This is a genomic window from Ottowia pentelensis, assembly GCF_964341695.1.
Genome location: NZ_OZ224513.1, coordinates 614,725 through 631,337, shown reverse-complemented (window position 1 = coordinate 631,337; position 16,613 = coordinate 614,725). Strand labels below are relative to the sequence as shown.

Below are 16,613 nucleotides of genomic sequence, written 5' to 3'. Positions count from 1 at the left end.
GATTTCCCCTGAAACGCGGACTGCGGTTGAGGCGGGTCAACTACCGATAACTGCGCGCGTCCTCGATCACCTTGCCGTCATTGGGCAGGCTGCCGGGCGCCACCAGCTCGACCTCGCCGCGCAGCTTGGTGACCTCGCGCACGGCCTCGGCAAAGCGCTCGGCCAGGCCGGGCGCGGGCGCGGCCTCGACGCGCCAGGTCATCTGGTCGTTGGCCATGGCGCCGCTGACCACCAGGCGCGCGCGCGCCACCTCGGGAAAGCGCTTGAGCACCTCGGCCACCTGGCCCGGATGCACGAACATGCCGCGCACCTTGGCGGTCTGGTCGGCGCGCCCGAGCCAGCCCTTGATGCGGGTGTTGGTGCGCCCGGTGGGGCAGGCGCCGGGCAACACCGCCGACAGATCGCCGGTGCCGAAGCGCACCAGCGGGTAGTCGGGGTTGAGCACGGTGACCACCACCTCGCCCACCTCGCCGTCGGCCACCGGATCGCCGGTGCCGGGCCGCACGATCTCGACGATCACGCCCTCGTCCAGCATCAGGCCTTCGCGCGCCGCGGTCTCGTAGGCAATGAGACCGCAGTCGGCCGTGGCGTAGGTCTGGTAGGCCGCGATGCCGCGCTCGGCGAACCAGTCGCGCAGCGAGGGCGGGCAGGCCTCGCCGCTGACCAGCGCCTTGCGCAGGCTGCGCAGGTCGGCGCCGGCCTCCTGCGCCTTCTCGACCAGGATGCGCAGGAAGCTGGGCGTGCCCAGATAGCCGTCGGGCCGCAGCTCGGCGATGGCCTGCAGCTGCTGCTCGGTTTGCCCGGTGCCGGCCGGAAACACGGTGCAGCCCAGCGCCAGCGCGCCGGCCTCGACGATGAAGGCGCCCGGCGTCATGTGATAGCTGAAGGCGTTGTGCACCAGGTCGCCCGCCAGAAAGCCGGCCGCATGCAGCGCGCGCGCGGTGCGCCAGTAGTCCGCCGCCGCGCCTTCGGGCTCGTAGATCGGCCCCGGGCTGGCATACACCCGCCGCATCGCCCGGCCGCGCCCGATGGCCGCAAAACCGCCGAACGCGTCACCCCCCGCCGCACGCGCGGCCTGCTGGCGCGCCAGCAGCTCGCTCTTGCGCGTGACGGGCAGGCGCGCCAGCGCGGCGCGTGACATCACAGCGGCGGCATCCACGCCGGCCAGGATGTCGGCCATGGCGGCGCTGTGGCTCTGCGCATGCGCCACGTGGCGGGCCAGCGCGGCCATCAGCGCGGCCTCGCGCTCGGCGGGGGCGCGTGTTTCGAGCGCGTCGAAGAATTCCTTCATGGCATCATCCTTGGCTGGCGATTACTCTCAATTCAATAGCTGTCAGCGCTTTCTACGCCTGTGCCATCGACCGATTCGGTTCAAGTATTTTCGTGCTCGATCGTGTGCTGCCGGCCCTCACCCCTGCCCTCTCCCAGAGGGAGAGGGAGAAGAACCGGTGGCGCGCGACACACAGCAAAGAATCCATTTTTGGCTGTTCCTTTTGCGCCCTCTGCGAATCCTTTGCGTCCTCTGCGTTCGGCTGTTCGGCTGTTCGCCTGCACGACAAGTCAGGCCAGCCAACGCTTGCGCCGCTTGTAGCTCTTGACGTCGCGAAAGCTCTTGCGCTCGGCGCCGCCCACGCCCAGGTAAAACTCCTTGACGTCTTCGTTGCTGGCCAGATCGGACGCCTTGCCGTCCATCACCACGCGGCCGCTTTCCATGATGTAGCCGTAGTCGGCGAACTTCAGCGCCATGTTGGTGTTCTGCTCGGCCACCAGAAAGGTGACGCCCTCCTTGCCGTTCAGATCGCGCACGATGTGGAACACCTCTTCCACCAGCTGCGGCGCCAGGCCCATCGAGGGTTCGTCCAGCAGCACCAGCCTGGGGTTGGTCATGAGCGCGCGGCCGATGGCGCACATCTGCTGCTCGCCGCCCGAGGTGTAGGCCGCCTGGCTCCTGCGCCGTTCCTTCAGGCGCGGGAAGTAGGTGTAGACCTTTTCCAGGTTGGCCGCGATCTCGGCGCGGTCGCTGCGCGTGTAGGCGCCGGTCAGCAGGTTTTCCTCGATCGTGAGGTGGGCGAAGCAGTGGCGCCCCTCCATCACCTGCACCACGCCGCGCCTGACCAGCTCGGACGGCGTGAGGTTCTCGATGCGCGCGCCCTGGTACTCGATGCTGCCCTTGGTGACCTCGCCGCGCTCGCCGCGCAGCAGGTTGGAGATGGCGCGCAAGGTGGTGGTCTTGCCCGCGCCGTTGCCGCCCAGGATGGCAACGATGCCGCCCTGGGGCACGGTGAGCGAGACACCCTTGAGCACCAGGATCACGTGGTGGTAGATGACCTCGATGCCGTTGACGTCGAGCAGCGGCGGGGCGGGTTCGGGCATGGTGCGCGTCTTTCGCGGTGGCACGGCGGCGCGCCCGCGGCACGCTGGCCGCGGGCGGGCGCTGCCGCTTACTGGCAGGTGCGGGGCGTGATCTTGTGCTCGGCCGCGTACTTGGCCGAGGACTCGTTGTCCACGCCGTCGACGATGCCGCGATCGGCCTCGATCCAGTCGCTGGAGATCTTCCACTCCTTGCCGTCCCAGGTGGAGATGCGCGCCTTGTAGGAGCCCATGTGGTCGGCGCAGCTGGTCTTGATCGGCAGCAGGATGCCGTTGAAGCCCAGCTCGTCGATGCGCGCCTGGGTGATGTCCAGGTTCTCCAGCGCCCAGCGCATTTCCTCGCCGGTGATGCGCTGGCCCTTCTTGTTGAAGTGTTCCTGCGCGGTGCGGATGCCCTCGGTGGAGAACAGCGCCGCCAGCAGCCCGCGGATGTAGAGCACGTCGCCCACCTCGCTCTTGTTGCTGGCCGTGCCCTGACCCTTGGCGTAGAGCTCGGAGAGAATGTCCTTGACCACCTTGGCGTCGCGGTTGGCGGTGCTTTGCAGCACCACCGCGTTGTAGCCCTTGGCGCCGTCGGCCACGTCCTTGACGTCGGTCTCGGCGCCGGCCCACCACGAGCCGTACATGCGGTCGCGCGCGAAGCCCACGCCCTGCGCCTCTTTCAGCGCGGTGGGCGTCATCACGCCGTAGCCGCGCAGGATGATGTAGTCGGGCTTGTCGCGGCGCACCTGCAGCCAGGTGGCCTTCTGCTCCAGGCCGGGCGGCGTCACGGGCAGCTCGATCAGCGAGAAGCCGTGCTTTTGCGCGCGCAGCTTGATCAGCGGAATCGTCTCCTTGCCGTAGGGGCTGTCGTGGTAGACGAGGGCGATCTTCTTGCCCTTGAGCTTGTCCATGCCGCCCTCGCGCTTGCCGATGGCCTGCAGGATCACGTCGTCGCCCACCTCGTAGTTGCCGCCCACCGGGAAGACCCAGTTGAACACCTTGCCGTTGGCCGAGTCGCCGCGCCCGTAGCCCAGGATGAGCAGCGGAATCTTGTCGGTGTCGGCCTTCTCGGTGATGGCGAAGGTGGCGCCCGTGGACCAAGGCTGGAACACCACCGCGCCGCCGTTCTTGGTCTTCATGCGCTCGTAGCACTCCACGGTGCGCGCGGTGTCGTAGCCGGTCTCGCACTCCTCGTAGTCGAGCTTGACGCCGTTGATGCCGCCGCGCGCGTTCACCAGCTTGTAGTAGTCGTCCAGGCCGTTGGCCGCCGGCGTGCCGCTCGGTCCGTAGGGCCCCGTGCGATAGGTCACCAGGGGCATGTACTGCGACACGCCCTGCGCCAGCACCGGCGCGCCGGTGAGCGCGATGCCCGCCGCCGCGAGCAGCGTGGCCGCCAGCTTGGTCAGATGCCTCGAATGTTGCATGTCAGTCTCCTTTGGAATCGACGAGGGTGAAGAAAAAGGCCGATGATGGGCGTCAATGCGGGAACGGCCATAACCGCATCTTCTGCTTGCCCGTGGACCACAGCCGCGCCAGTCCGTGCGGCTCGACAATGAGGAACCAGACGATCAGCGTGCCGAAGATGATGAATTCGGCGTGCGTCGCGGCGGTGGTGGTGATCTCGACGTGGATGAGCGAGGCGAGCCAGGGCAGCACGCGATTGAGCACGATGGGCAGCACGATGATGAAGGCCGCGCCGAACAGGCTGCCCATGATCGAGCCCAGGCCGCCGATGATGATCATGAACAGCAGCTTGAGCGACACGTCGAGCGAGAACGCCGCCGGCTCCCACGAGCCCAGGTAGAAAAAGCCCCACAGCACGCCCGCCACGCCCAGGATGAAGCTGCTGATGGCGAACGCCGTGAGCTTGGCGTACATCGGGCGGATGCCGATCACCGCGGCGGCCACGTCCATGTCGCGGATCGCCATCCACTCGCGCCCGATGGCGCCGCGCACCAGGTTCTTGCTGGCCAGCGCCAGCACGGCGAGCACCGCCAGGCAGAACAGGTATTTGGCGGCGCTCGACTCCAGCGGCAGGCCAAGCACCGAGAGATTGGACACCGCCACCGCGCCCGAGGCGCTGTCCAGCGTGAACCAGCGCACGCGCAAAAACAGCCAGTCGGCAAAGAACTGCGCCGCCAGCGTGGCGACCGCCAGGTACAGCCCCTTGATGCGCAGGCTGGGCAGGCCGAACACCACGCCGAAGGCGGCCGCGCACACGCCGCCCAGCAGCATCGCCAGCACCAGCGGAATGCCCGGCACGCGCATGACGAAGTTGTACGCGCCGTAGGCCCCCACCGCCATGAAGGCCGCGCCGCCGAGCGAAATCTGGCCGCAGTAGCCCACCAGCAAATTCAGCCCCAGCGCCGCCAGCGACATGATGACGAAGGGAATCAGGATGGCGGCGAACAGGTACTCGCTGGCGACGAAGGGCACGACGGCAAACGCGAACAGCACCAGCGCCAGCACCGCCACGCGATCCTGCAGGATCGGGAAGATCTGCTGGTCGGCGCGGTAGCTGGTTTTGAACTGGCCGTTTTCGCGGTAGAACATGGTTATTGGTCGTTTTGGCCTCTAGCCCTTGTCTGTCAAGCGCAAGCAGCTATCAAAATCAAAGTCATACGCGGTCAATGATCTTCTCCCCGAACAGGCCCTGCGGACGAAACAGCAAAAACACCAGCGCCAGCACGTAGGCGAACCAGATCTCGATGCCGCCGCCGACGTAGGGGCCGAGAAAGACCTCCGACAGTTTCTCGCTCGCGCCGATGATCAGCCCGCCGACGATGGCGCCGGGCACCGAGGTCAGGCCGCCCAGGATCACCACCGGCAGCGCGCGCAGCGCCAGGGTGGAGAGCGAGAACTGCACCCCCAGCTTGCTGCCCCAGACCATGCCCGCCACCAGCGCGGCCACGCCCGCCACGCACCAGACGATGACCCAGATGCGCGACAGCGGAATGCCCACCGACTGCGCCGCCTGGTGGTCGTCGGCCACCGCGCGCAGCGCGCGCCCGGTGGTCGTCTTTTGAAAGAACAGCGCGAGCAGGGCCACCAGCGCGGCGGCAATGGCGGCGGCGATCAGGTCCTCGGGGTCGACCAGCAGGCCGCCGTCGAACACGCTGCCCAGGATGAACATCGGGTCCTTGGGCATGCCGATGTCGATCTTGTAGATGTCGCCGCCAAACACCGTCTGGCCCACGCCTTCGAGGAAATAGGCGATGCCCAGCGTCGCCATCAAGAGCGTCGTCTCGGACTGGTTCACCAAGTGGCGCAGCGCCAGGCGCTCGATCAGCCAGGCCACCAGAAACATCAGCAGCGCCGCGCCGATGAAGGCCAGCACGTTGGCCAGCACCTTGCTTTCGATGCCCGTCCACTGCGGAATCCATTCGGCAAAGCGCGCCATCGCCAGTGCCGCGAACAGCACCATCACGCCCTGCGCGAAGTTGAACACCCCCGAGGCCTTGAAGATCAGCACGAAGCCCAGCGCCACCAGCGCGTAGAGCATGCCGGTCATCAGGCCGCTGATCAGGGTTTCGAGGAAAAAGCCCATCGCCCGCGCCCCTCAATGCTCCGCGCCCAGGTAGGCGCGGATCACGTCCTCGTTGGCGCGCACCTCGTGCGGCGCGCCGTCGCCGATCTTGCGCCCGTAGTCCAGCACCACCACGCGGTCGCTGATGTCCATCACCACGCCCATGTCGTGCTCGATCAGCACGATCGTGGTGCCGAACTCGTCGTTGACGTCGAGGATGAAGCGGCTCATGTCCTGCTTTTCCTCCACGTTCATGCCGGCCATGGGCTCGTCCAGCAGCAGCACCTGCGGCTCCATGGCCAGCGCGCGACCCAGGTCGACGCGCTTTTGCAGGCCGTAGGGCAGCTGGCCCACGGGCGTCTTGCGATGCGCCTGGATTTCAAGAAAGTCGATGATGTGCTCGACGAATTCGCGGTGCGCGATCTCCTCGCGCTCGGCCGGGCCGATGCGCAGCGCCTGCAAGAGGATGTTGCTCTTGATCTTGAGGTTGCGCCCCGACATGATGTTGTCCAGCACGCTCATGCCCTTGAACAAGGCCAGGTTCTGGAAGGTGCGCGCCACGCCCATCTCGGCCACCTGGCGCGAGTTCATGTGGCTGAAGGTGCGGCCGCGAAAGGTGATCGAGCCTTCGCTGGGCGTGTAGACGCCGTTGATGCAGTTGAGCATCGAACTCTTGCCCGCGCCGTTGGGGCCGATGATGGCGCGGATCTCGTGCTCGCGCACGTCGAAGCTGATGTCGCTCAGCGCCTTCACGCCGCCAAAGCGCAGGCTGATGTTCTTCACGTCCAGGACAACGTCGCCGATGGCGCGCGTCGGCGCGAGTTCGGTGCTCGTCTGCGGCACGTTCATGCAGCCACCTTCACCGGCGCGAAGCGCCTGGCGTCCAGGATGCCGAGCGTGGCCGACACCGTGCCGCTGCGCCCGTCCTCGAACTTGACGGCGGTCTCGATGAACTGCTCGCTCTTGCCGCCATACAGCGCGTCCAGCAGCACGCCGTATTTCTCGGCGACGAAGCCGCGGCGCACCTTGCGCGTGCGCGTGAGCTCGTCGTCGTCCGGGTCCAGCTCCTTGTGCAGCACCAGAAAGCGCGCGATCTGCGTCGCCTCCATGCCTTCCTCGCCGGCCAGCTCGGCATTCACCTTCTCGACGCACTCCTTCATCATCGTCAGCACGTCCGGCTTGCCGGCCAGGTCGACGTAGCCCGCGTAGGGCAGGCCCCGGCGCTCGGCCCAGTTGCCGACGGCGTCGAAGTCGATGTTGAGGAAGGCGCAGACCTGCTCGCGCGCATCGCCGAAGCACACCGCTTCCTTGATCTGCGGAAAGAACTTGAGCTTGTTCTCGATGTAGTTGGGCGCGAACATGGCGCCCGAGGTGAGCCGCCCCACGTCCTTGGCACGGTCGATGATGCGCAGATGACCGTCGGAGTCGATCACGCCGGCGTCGCCGGTGTGGAAGAAGCCCTCCGCGTCCAGCACCTCGGCCGTGGCCTCGGGGCGCTTGTAGTACTCGGTCAGCAGCGACTGGCTGCGCACCAGCACCTCGCCGCCGTCGGCGATCTTCAGCTCCACGCCCGGCGCGGCCTGGCCCACGGTGTCGAGCTTGACCTCGCCGTCCTTCTGGATGCACACGTAGGCGCAGGTCTCGGTCTGGCCGTACAACTGCTTGAGGTTGACGCCGATGGAGCGGAAGAACCGGAACAGGTCGGGCCCGATGGCCGCGCCCGCCGTGTAGGCCACGCGAATGCGCGACAGGCCCATGGCGTTCTTCAGCGGCCCGTACACCAGCAGCTTGCCCAGGCCGTACAGCAGCCGGTCGCCCAAGGCCACCGGCTTGCCCACCAGGATGTCGGCGCCCACGCGGCGCGCCACGCGCATGAAGCTCTCGTGCATCCACCGCTTGACGGGCGCGGCGTCTTCCATGCGGATCGACACCGAGGTCAGCATGCCCTCGAACACGCGCGGCGGCGCGAAGTAATAGCTGGGGCCGATCTCGCGCATGTCGATGGCCACGGTCTCGGCGCTTTCGGGGCAGTTGATGGTGAAGCCCGCCACCAGCCACTGCGCCACCGAAAACAAAAAGTCGCCGGCCCAGGCCGGCGGCAGGTAGGACAGCACGTTGTCGCGGCCGTTCAGCCCGTCGATGGCAACGCCGCCCTCGGCCGCCGCGATGTAGGCGTGGTGGGTCTGGCACACGCCCTTGGGCCGGCTGGTGGTGCCCGAGGTGTAGAGGATGATGGCCGTGTCCTCAGGCTTGAGGCGCGCGATCTGCTGCGCGAAGTGGTCCGGGTGCTGCTGCTCGAAGCGGCGGCCCGCCGCCATCAGGTCCTGCGCGCTGATCAGGCCGGCGTCGCGGTAGTGGCGCAGGCCGCGCGCATCGTCGTAGATGATGTGGGTCAGGCCCGGCACGGCGGCCTCGCCCGCGCCGGCGCGCAGCTCGAGCAGCTTGTCGACCTGCTCCTGGTCTTCGGCAAAGGCGAACTGCGCGCCCGTTTCGCGCAGCACGAAGGCCATCTCGGCGGCCACCGCGTCCTGGTACATCGGCACCGGCACGCCGCCCAGCGACTGCACCGACAGGAACATCAGGTACAGCAGCGGGCGGTTGTCACCCACCAGCGCCAGGTTCTGCCCCGTTGCGAAGCCCAGCGACGCCAGGCCCAGCGCCATGTGGCGCGCGTCGTCCAGTGCGCGCTGCCAGCTCCAGGTCTGCCAGATGCCGTATTCCTTCTCGCGCAGCGCCGGCGCCAGCGGGCGCTGGCGCGCATGCTGCAGCAGCAACTGGGGAAAGGTCGCCGTCATGGGCGGAAGGTCTCCATGGCCGAGCGGCCGGGGAAAGCTGGGGCCATCACCGTCGATCACGCCAGCCAGCGCTTGCGCCGCCGGTAGTGCTTGACGTTGTGGTAGTCCACGCGCTCGCCGCCGCCCAGATAGAACGCCTGGATGTCGGGGTTCTGCTTGAGCACGGCGGCCTCGCCGCTCATCACGATGTTGCCGTTCTCGATCAGGTAGGCGTGGTCGGCCACGTCGAGCGCGGCGGTGGCGTTTTGCTCGACCAGCAGCACGCTGGTCTTCTGCTCGCGGTTGATCTTGCGGATGATGGCGAAGATCTCCTTGACCAGCACCGGCGCCAAGCCGAGCGAGGGCTCGTCGAGCATGATGAGCGTGGGCTCGGTCATCAGCGCGCGGGCGATGGCCAGCATCTGCTGCTCGCCGCCCGACAGGTAGCCGGCCTTGCTGCGCATGCGCTCGGCCAGCCGCGGGAAATAGGTGTAGGCCTGCTCGCGCAGCTCGGCGTAGCTGCGCTTGGCACCGTGGCCGCGGTAGGCCGCCAGCAGGTTGTCGTCGGGCGTCAGGTGCTCGAAGATGCGCCGCCCCTCCATCACGTGCACCAGGCCCATGCGCACGCGCTCGGGCGGCGAGAGCTGCACGATGTCCTTGCCCTGAAACATCACCTCGCCCCGGCGCACCTCGCCGCGCTCGGGCGCCAGCAGGCCGCTCACGGTCTTGAGCGTGGTGGACTTGCCGGCGCCGTTGGCGCCGAGCAGGGCCACCATGGAGCCTTCCTGAACTTCGAGCGAGACGCCCTTGATGGCGAGAAAGACCTTGTCGTAGGCGACCTCGACGTTGTTCAGGGTCAGCAGGCTCATTTCTTTTCCTTGGACTTGGCGATGTCTTCCTTGATCAGGTCCCAGACCACGTCCTGGTAGGCGCTGCCCCAGTCGGACTTGGGCGCCCACTGCTTGCCGTCCCATTCGGAAATCATGCCCGCGCCGCCGCCCTGGTGGTCCTTGGCGGTGATGGTGAGCGGCGGCATCAGGCCTTCGGCGGTGAAGTCCTTGATCGTCTCGTAGCCGGCCTTGATCTTCTCGCCCGTGAGCGGCGCGCCGCCCTTTTGCATGCCCAGCTTGACCGCCTGCACCGCGATTGCCATGCTGGCCACGCCGATGTTGTAGTAGGTGGTGCCGACCTTGGCCTTGTCGCCGCTGCCCTTGCCGGGCGTGACCACCTTGTCGACGATGCGCTTCAGGATCGCCGGACCGGTGCCGGTGTTGACCAGGGTGACGCGCTTGACGCCCACCACCTCGTTGCCCTTGAAGGCCGACATGTCGCTTTCGGACAGCCAGATCACCGAGTGGATGTCCTTGGGCGCGATGCCGTTGGTGACGGCGCTGCGAATGGACACCGCCTGGCCGGGGCCGGCGCCCCAGATGATGATCTTGTCCGGACGGTTCTTGCGCACCTCGCTCCAGGTCGCCGCCTGCTCGGTGCCGGGCACCGGATAGGGGTAGAGCTTGAGCTCGAAGCCCTTGGTCTTGGCCACGCGCTCGATCAGCTCGATCGGCTCCTTGCCGAAGGCCGAGTCGATGTGCACGAAGGCGATCTTCTTGCCCTTCAGGCCGCCCTCCTGCTCGTCGATGTACTTGAGCAGCAGCGCCGCCTGCGAACGGTAGATGGCCGCCGACGGGAAGACGTAGGGGAAGGCATCGCCGTCGGCCGCGTCGGCGCGGCCGTGCGCGAAGGCGATCATCGGCATGTGGTCTTCGTCGACGCGCGGCATCAGCGCGTTGGCCACCGGTGAGCTCAGGAAGTCGAAAAACACGGCGCCCGCGGCCTTGGCCTCGTTGTACAGCGCGATGCCGCGCTCGGGGTAGCTGGCGTGGTCCTTGATGATCAGCTTGATCGGGTGGCCGTCGATGCCGCCCTCCTGGTTGACCAGGTTGATGTAGTCCTGCTGGCCCTGGCTGTATTCGGCGGTCAGGAAGGTGTAGACGCGCGTGAAATCGAGCAGCGTCGCAAACTGGATGGGCGCCTTGTCCTGCGCCCAGGCGGGCAGACTGCCCATGCTTGCCGCGGCGGCGGCCGTCAAGACGGTGCGGCGGCTCAGTGCCAGGTCGGTGTGTTTCATCGCGTGTGTCTCCTTTGCGTGGTTGACGTGAATGAACCCGGAAAACCCGCGTGCTCAGCTTTGCGTGTGGCGGAACGGCCAGACCAGCAGATACTTGCGCGCGTTGTCGTAGATTTTGGCCAGCCCCAGCGGCTCGAACAAGAGAAAGCCGATGATCATGGCGCCGTACAGCATCAGCGGGATATGCGCCATGAGCGAGGCCGAGATGTCGAGCCAGCCGTTGCTCACGATCCAGGCGATCAGGTTGAGCAGCACGATCGGCACCAGCAGCACGAAACCCGCGCCGAGAAAGCCCCCGACCACGCTGCCCAAGCCGCCCACCAGCGCCATCGCCACCAGCTGGATGGTGACGTCGAAGTTGAACTGCGAGGGCGTCACCGCCTTGTAGAAGCAGAACGCCAGGATGGCGCCGGTGACGCCGCCCAGGAACGAGCTGGCGAAGAAGGCCAGCAGCTTGTACTTGAAGATGTTGACGCCGATGACGGCGGCGGCGAAATCCTTGTCGCGCACCGCCACCAGCGCGCGACCGAAGCTGGTGCGCTTGACGTTGAGGATGAACAGGGTGACCACCACCGCCCAGGCCAGCGCCAGGTAGTAGCGCGCCGTGAGGCTTTCCAGCGGCACGAACAGGAAGCTCACCTTGGGCGTCTGCAGCGTGGCCACCGCGCCGCCCGAGATGGCGTTGACGTTGACGATCACCCAGTCCACCAGAAACTGCATCGCCAGCGTGGCCATCACCAGGTACAGGCCCTTGACGCGCAGCGCCGCGGCGCCGAACAGGCAGCCGATCAGCGCCGACAGCAGGCCGGCGCCGAGCAGCGCGAGTTCCAGCGGCACGCCGGCGCGCGTCAGGTGGATGCTGGTATAGGCGCCGATCGCCATCACGGCGGCGAAGCCGAAGTGCAGCTGGCCGGCCAGGCCCATCAGCAGCGTGAGCGACAGCGTGGCGCTGCTGAAGATCAGCCAGGGCAGCATGTAGCTCGACAGGTACAGCTGCGACATGTACAGCGGCGCCAGCAGGGCCAGCGCGGCGATGATGCCGACCTGCCAGCGGTCGGCCGGAATGGGCCAGAGCTGGCGCGTCTGGCTGTAGCGCGTGTGGTAGACACCCGAGAGGCGGTAGAACATGGCGGTCAGATCCTCTCGATGTCTTCGCGGCCGAACATGCCGTGCGGCCGGATCAGGATGGTCAGCAGGATCACCAGCGAGGTCACGACGTCGCGCGTGCTGCCGCCGACCCTGGAGTCCACGTAGCCCGGAATCACGCTGCCGAGGATGCCGATGATCAGGCCGCCCAGCAGCGCGCCCATGATGCTGTCGATGCCGCCCAGGATCACGACGGCCACGGCCGGGAACAGCAGCGCGGTGAGCGACCAGTCCACCCCCTGCGCCGCGCCCCACAGCGTGCCGGCGGCGACCGCGCAAATGCCCGCCAGGCCCCAGGAAATGGCCACCGCGTGCTCGACCGAGATGCCGACCGACCAGCTGGCCACGTGGTCGTCCGAAACCGCGCGCAGCTTGGTGCCCAGGCGCGTGCGGAAGAACACGATGGCCAGCGCCACCAGCACCAGCGCGATCACGGCGCCGACGGCGTAGGTGCGGTTGGCCAGGATGTCGCCCATGATCAGCGGCGCCAGGCCCAGGCCGATGTCGAGCTGCTTGGGCTCGGTGCCGAGCACGCCCGGGCCGAAGCCGCGCAAAAACACGTCCAGCCCCAGCGTCAGCATCACGACCATGATGATGGGCTGGCCGACCATGGTGCGCAGCAGCAGGCGCTCGACGACCAGCCCCAGCACGAACATGACCCCCAGCGCCGCCACCGCCGCCAGCCAGATCGGCAGCCCCCAGGTGGTGAACAGCCAGACGGTGTAGCCGCCCATCATCACCAGCGCGCCCTGCGCGAAGTTGAGCACGCCCGAGGACTTGTAGATCAGCACGATGCCCAGCGCCACCATGCTGTACATCAGGCCGGTGAAGGCGCCGTTGATCAGCAGTTCCAGAAAGTAGCTCATGCATTCACCTTGGGCGCTGCGGGCACGTCACGGATCGCGAGCAGGCGCCTCAGCACGCCCGACTCGCCGGTCTCGTAGGTGATCTGCGCCACGGATTCGATGCGGTCCCGGCCGGCGTAGATCGCCTCGATGATGTTGGCGTAGTGCTCGGCGATCACGCCGCGGCGCAGCTTGCGCGTGCGCGTGACCTCGCCGTCGTCCGGGTCGAACTCCTTGTGCAGGTTGACGAAGCGGCGGATGCGCGTGCCCTCGGGCAGCCTGGCGTTGACCGTGGCGAACAGCTCTGCCATCAGGTCGTACACGCCGGGCTGCTGCGACAGGTCGGAAAACGAGGTGTAGGCCACGCCGTGCTCCTGCGCCCAGTGGCCCACGGCCTCCCAGTCGATCGCCACCAGCGCGGCCAGGTGCTCGCGCCCATCGCCCAGCACGCAGATGTCCTTGATGTAGGGGCTGAACTTGAGCTGGTTCTCGATGAAGGTGGGAATGAAGCGCTGGCGCGCGCTGGTGTAGACCACCTCGGACACGCGCCCGAGCACGACCAGCTGGCCGTCGTCTTCCAGGTAGCCGGCGTCGCCGGTGTGCAGCCAGCCGTCCTGCAGCGCCTCGGCCGTGGCGGCGAGGTCGTCGAAATAGCCGTCGAACACGTTGCCGCCGCGCACCAGGATTTCGCCGCTGTCGCTGATCTTGATCTCGATGCCGGGAAAGGGCTTGCCCACCGTGTGCAGCTTGACCGTGTCGGCGCCCTGCGCGGCGCACAGCGCCGAGTTTTCGGTCTGGCCGTAGAACTGGCGCAGCGGCAGGCCGAGCGCGCGAAAGAACAAAAACGATTCTTCGCCGATCGCCTCGCCCGCGGTGTAGGCGTGGCGCGCGCGCACCAGGCCCAGCTGGTCCTTGATCGGGCCGTAGACCAGCAGCTCGCCCAGCGCGCGCAGCAAGCGCTGGCCCAGGCCCGGCTGACGACCCTTGAGGCGTGCGCGCTCGATCTCGATGGCCAGCGGCATGAAGCGCTCGTAGAGCCAGCGCTTGAGCGGCGTGGATTCGGCAATGCCCACCTGCACGCGCGTGAGCATGGTCGACCAGGCGCGCGGCGACGTGAAGTAGACCGTGGGCGCGATCTCGCGCAGGTCGCGCTGCACGGTTTCCTGCTTTTCGGGGATGTTGACGGAAAAGCGCAGTTCCAGCGCCGCCGCGATCGAGAAGATGAAATCCCCCACCCAGGCGATCGGCATGTAGGCCATGTGCGTCTCGCCGGGGTTGAAGTAGCCGGCCTGCGCCGCGCTGCGCACCGCGAACAGCACGTGGCGGTGCTTGAGCGGGATGCCCTTGGGCGCGCCCGTGGTGCCCGATGAGTGCAGCAGGATGGCGACGTCGTCGGCGCGCGGGCGCGTCTGCAGCTCGGCCTGCAGCCCGGGCTCGGCGTGCAGGCGCTCGCGCCCGCGCCGCGCCAGTTCGGTGAAGGCGATCGTCCCCGCGGGCTCGTGGTCGGCCAGGCCGCGCGGGTCGTCGTAGATGATCCATTCGAGGCCCGCGTACTGCTCGCGCAGCGCCACCAGCTTGTCCACCTGCTCCTGGTCTTCGGCGATGGCGAAGCGCACGCCCTCGCGCTGCAACTGGCCCAGCAACTGCTCGGGCGTGAAGTCCGGGTAGGCCGGCGAGGGCACGGCGCGCAGCGTGATCGCGCCCAGCATGCCGAAGTACAGCGCCGGCCGGTTGTCGCCGACGACCAGCACCTTGTCCTCCGGCGCCACGCCCAGCGACTCCAGGCCGGCGGCGGCGGCCATCACCTGCTCCAGGTAGGCCTGCCAATTCGTTTCCTGCCAGATGCCGCGGTCGCGCTCGCGCATGGCGATGGCCTTGCCATGGCCGGCGGCGTTGGCGGCCAGCGCGGCGATCAGGTGGTCGTGCGCGCCAGCGGCCGGCGTGCTCTGGGGCGCTGCGACTTTCATGCCCGAGGTGTCCTCACGCCGCATCGCCCACCCCTCCGATGTAGGCCGCGATCACGGCGGGGTGGTTCACCGCCTCGCGCACCGGCCCCTCGGCGATCATGCGGCCGTTGTTGAGCACCAGCGCGCGGTCGCAGATGGCGGTGATCACGTCCATGTGGTGCTCGATGATCAGCACCGTGAGGTTCAGCGCCTCCTTCGCGTCGAGGATGAAGCGCACGATGTATTCCTTCTCCTCCTGGTTCATGCCGGCCATGGGCTCGTCCAGGATCAGCATGCGCGGCTCGGCCGCCAGCGCGCGCGCCAGCTCCACGCGCTTTTGCAGGCCCAAGGGGATGACCTCCACCGGCTCGTCGCGCGCGCTTTCGAGCTGCAGCAGGTCGATGATCTCCTCCACCTTGTCGCGCTGGCGGATTTCGTCCTTCTCGGCCCACCACCAGTAGAACAGCGAGGCCAGCGCGCTCGGCCGCATGAAGGCGTGGCGCCCCATGAGGATGTTATCGAGCACGCTCATGCCCTTGAACAGCGCCACGTTCTGGAACGTGCGCGCAATGCCCAGCGAGGCGATGCGGTGCGGGCGCACGCCGTTGATCGGGCGCCCCTCGAAGCGGATCGTGCCCTGTTGCGGCGGATAAAAGCCGGTGATCGAATTGACCAGCGTGGTCTTGCCCGAGCCGTTGGGGCCGACCAGCCCGAAGATTTCGCCCTGCCGGATGTCCAGCGACACGTCGGTCAGCGCCCGCACGCCGCCGAACCAGCGGTTGACGCCGGAGCACGACAGGATCGCGTCCGCGGAACCCTTGGAACCGGTGCCCTGCATCTCAAGCCACCCCGGTGCGCCCGCTCACGGGCGATCGGCCGCATGGCCAAGCGGTGCGTGGCGCTTCGGCTGGCGATATCGGCATGAAGACAAGCACCCGTTCCTCGCTTTGTTTGGGGCCGCATGGGCCGGTTGCTGCGCTGCCTCGCGTGCGGCAGGCCCACCCGCCGGGTGAGTCGCCACCATCGGTGCAGTGCCGACAGGCTGGCTCCCGCTCATGCGGGAGCCCGATGAGCGGAATATTAAGTGTGGACTTTGACGTCATGTTGTCATTGGGACGACAATTGACGGGCATTCCGATCGGGTCTTTCCCTTACATGAGCGCCCACCCCACCCTGCTCGAACGACGCCGCCTGCTCACCGAGGACGAATTGCACGGCGTGCCCTGGCTGCCGCACCTGCTGCCCGACGAGCGCGAGCGCGTGGTGCCCGAGCTGCGCGTGAGCCACGCCGCGCCGGGCGAGCTGGTGTGCCGCATCGGCCGGCCGGCCACGTACTGGTTCGGCGTCATCGACGGGCTGCTGAAGATGAACACCGTGACCGACGACGGCCGCGCCATCACCTACTCGGGCCTGGCCTCCGGCGGCTGGTTCGGCGAGGGCACGGTGCTCAAGCGCGAGTCCTACCGCTACAACATCCAGGCGCTGCGCAACAGCCGCGTGGCCGGCCTGCCGGTGGACACCTTCCACTGGCTGCTGGACCACTCGATCGGCTTCAACCGCTTCGTGATGAACCAGCTCAACGAACGCCTGAGCCAGTTCATCGGCGTGGTCGGTGCGGGCCGCTCGGCCAGCCCCGAGCAGCGCGTGGCGCGCAACCTGGCGGCGCTGGTCAACCCGGTGCTGTTTCCGGGCGTGGGCGAGGTGCTGCGCATCACCCAGCAGGAGCTGGCCTACCTGGTCGGCCTGTCGCGCCAGCGCGTGAACGAGGCGCTGGCCGCGCTGCAGGCGCGCGGCGTGCTGCGCATCGAGTACGGCGGCCTGCGCATCCTGCAGATCGACGCCCTGCACCGCGAGGACTTCTGAGGCATTTTTTGAATAAAATCAGCCTCCAGCGCC

At 67.6% G+C, this 16,613-nt stretch carries 14 protein-coding genes; 1 reads left to right on the top strand and 13 read right to left on the bottom strand.

Going from position 1 to position 16,613, the window contains the following annotated elements:
• Positions 1 to 40 precede the first annotated feature (40 nt).
• The 13 genes from ACWHMB_RS03030 to ACWHMB_RS02970 form a co-directional block, all read right to left on the bottom strand.
• The gene (locus tag ACWHMB_RS03030) at positions 41 to 1,291 is read right to left on the bottom strand and encodes a phenylacetate--CoA ligase family protein (RefSeq protein ID WP_377481629.1); all 1,251 of its coding nucleotides are present in this window, start codon (positions 1,289 to 1,291) and stop codon (positions 41 to 43) included.
• Positions 1,292 to 1,560: 269 nt separating this feature from the next.
• Entirely contained in the window at positions 1,561 to 2,373 is an 813-nt protein-coding gene (locus ACWHMB_RS03025; protein WP_377481632.1) for an ABC transporter ATP-binding protein, read from the bottom strand.
• Between the two features lie 68 nt (positions 2,374 to 2,441).
• Complete coding sequence (locus tag ACWHMB_RS03020; RefSeq protein WP_293220183.1) at positions 2,442 to 3,776, bottom strand: ABC transporter substrate-binding protein; 1,335 nt, start codon at positions 3,774 to 3,776, stop codon at positions 2,442 to 2,444.
• Between the two features lie 52 nt (positions 3,777 to 3,828).
• Positions 3,829 to 4,905, bottom strand: a complete 1,077-nt coding sequence (locus ACWHMB_RS03015) for a branched-chain amino acid ABC transporter permease (RefSeq protein WP_377481635.1) — start codon at positions 4,903 to 4,905, stop codon at positions 3,829 to 3,831.
• A 64-nt stretch (positions 4,906 to 4,969) separates the two neighbouring features.
• The gene (locus tag ACWHMB_RS03010) at positions 4,970 to 5,899 is read right to left on the bottom strand and encodes a branched-chain amino acid ABC transporter permease (protein WP_293220177.1); all 930 of its coding nucleotides are present in this window, start codon (positions 5,897 to 5,899) and stop codon (positions 4,970 to 4,972) included.
• A gap of 12 nt (positions 5,900 to 5,911) precedes the next feature.
• On the bottom strand, positions 5,912 to 6,727 hold the full coding sequence (locus ACWHMB_RS03005) for an ABC transporter ATP-binding protein (RefSeq protein ID WP_293220174.1): 816 nt from the start codon (positions 6,725 to 6,727) through the stop codon (positions 5,912 to 5,914).
• Positions 6,724 to 8,673 carry an AMP-dependent synthetase/ligase gene (locus ACWHMB_RS03000; RefSeq protein WP_293220171.1) on the bottom strand — a complete coding sequence of 650 codons (1,950 nt, stop codon included), beginning with the start codon at positions 8,671 to 8,673 and terminating at the stop codon, positions 6,724 to 6,726. The genes ACWHMB_RS03005 and ACWHMB_RS03000 overlap by 4 nt, the downstream gene beginning before the upstream one ends.
• A gap of 56 nt (positions 8,674 to 8,729) precedes the next feature.
• On the bottom strand, positions 8,730 to 9,521 hold the full coding sequence (locus ACWHMB_RS02995; protein WP_293220168.1) for an ABC transporter ATP-binding protein: 792 nt from the start codon (positions 9,519 to 9,521) through the stop codon (positions 8,730 to 8,732).
• Positions 9,518 to 10,780 carry an ABC transporter substrate-binding protein gene (locus tag ACWHMB_RS02990; RefSeq protein ID WP_377481640.1) on the bottom strand — a complete coding sequence of 421 codons (1,263 nt, stop codon included), beginning with the start codon at positions 10,778 to 10,780 and terminating at the stop codon, positions 9,518 to 9,520. The genes ACWHMB_RS02995 and ACWHMB_RS02990 overlap by 4 nt, the downstream gene beginning before the upstream one ends.
• Before the next feature lie 54 nt (positions 10,781 to 10,834).
• Positions 10,835 to 11,908: a branched-chain amino acid ABC transporter permease gene (locus ACWHMB_RS02985; RefSeq protein WP_293220163.1), complete on the bottom strand. Its 1,074-nt coding sequence runs from the start codon at positions 11,906 to 11,908 to the stop codon at positions 10,835 to 10,837.
• 5 nt (positions 11,909 to 11,913) lie between these two features.
• Entirely contained in the window at positions 11,914 to 12,792 is an 879-nt protein-coding gene (locus tag ACWHMB_RS02980) for a branched-chain amino acid ABC transporter permease (RefSeq protein WP_377481642.1), read from the bottom strand.
• Positions 12,789 to 14,738: an AMP-dependent synthetase/ligase gene (locus ACWHMB_RS02975; protein ID WP_447648430.1), complete on the bottom strand. Its 1,950-nt coding sequence runs from the start codon at positions 14,736 to 14,738 to the stop codon at positions 12,789 to 12,791. Before ACWHMB_RS02975 ends, ACWHMB_RS02980 begins: the two co-directional genes overlap by 4 nt.
• Before the next feature lie 13 nt (positions 14,739 to 14,751).
• Complete coding sequence (locus ACWHMB_RS02970) at positions 14,752 to 15,555, bottom strand: ABC transporter ATP-binding protein (RefSeq protein ID WP_293220154.1); 804 nt, start codon at positions 15,553 to 15,555, stop codon at positions 14,752 to 14,754.
• 317 nt (positions 15,556 to 15,872) lie between these two features.
• Here ACWHMB_RS02970 and ACWHMB_RS02965 point away from each other — a divergent pair, with 317 nt between their 5' ends.
• A complete protein-coding gene (locus ACWHMB_RS02965; RefSeq protein WP_377481647.1) occupies positions 15,873 to 16,580 on the top strand; it encodes a Crp/Fnr family transcriptional regulator in 708 nt (235 codons plus the stop codon).
• Positions 16,581 to 16,613: the final 33 nt, after the last annotated feature.

Coding starts and splice junctions, on each gene's coding strand:
- ACWHMB_RS03030 (WP_377481629.1), bottom strand. CDS start 1,291: ATGAAGGAATTCTTCGACGCGCTCGAAACACGCGCCCCCGCCGAGCGC.
- ACWHMB_RS03025 (WP_377481632.1), bottom strand. CDS start 2,373: ATGCCCGAACCCGCCCCGCCGCTGCTCGACGTCAACGGCATCGAGGTC.
- ACWHMB_RS03020 (WP_293220183.1), bottom strand. CDS start 3,776: ATGCAACATTCGAGGCATCTGACCAAGCTGGCGGCCACGCTGCTCGCG.
- ACWHMB_RS03015 (WP_377481635.1), bottom strand. CDS start 4,905: ATGTTCTACCGCGAAAACGGCCAGTTCAAAACCAGCTACCGCGCCGAC.
- ACWHMB_RS03010 (WP_293220177.1), bottom strand. CDS start 5,899: ATGGGCTTTTTCCTCGAAACCCTGATCAGCGGCCTGATGACCGGCATG.
- ACWHMB_RS03005 (WP_293220174.1), bottom strand. CDS start 6,727: ATGAACGTGCCGCAGACGAGCACCGAACTCGCGCCGACGCGCGCCATC.
- ACWHMB_RS03000 (WP_293220171.1), bottom strand. CDS start 8,673: ATGACGGCGACCTTTCCCCAGTTGCTGCTGCAGCATGCGCGCCAGCGC.
- ACWHMB_RS02995 (WP_293220168.1), bottom strand. CDS start 9,521: ATGAGCCTGCTGACCCTGAACAACGTCGAGGTCGCCTACGACAAGGTC.
- ACWHMB_RS02990 (WP_377481640.1), bottom strand. CDS start 10,780: ATGAAACACACCGACCTGGCACTGAGCCGCCGCACCGTCTTGACGGCC.
- ACWHMB_RS02985 (WP_293220163.1), bottom strand. CDS start 11,908: ATGTTCTACCGCCTCTCGGGTGTCTACCACACGCGCTACAGCCAGACG.
- ACWHMB_RS02980 (WP_377481642.1), bottom strand. CDS start 12,792: ATGAGCTACTTTCTGGAACTGCTGATCAACGGCGCCTTCACCGGCCTG.
- ACWHMB_RS02975 (WP_447648430.1), bottom strand. CDS start 14,738: ATGAAAGTCGCAGCGCCCCAGAGCACGCCGGCCGCTGGCGCGCACGAC.
- ACWHMB_RS02970 (WP_293220154.1), bottom strand. CDS start 15,555: ATGCAGGGCACCGGTTCCAAGGGTTCCGCGGACGCGATCCTGTCGTGC.
- ACWHMB_RS02965 (WP_377481647.1), top strand. CDS start 15,873: ATGAGCGCCCACCCCACCCTGCTCGAACGACGCCGCCTGCTCACCGAG.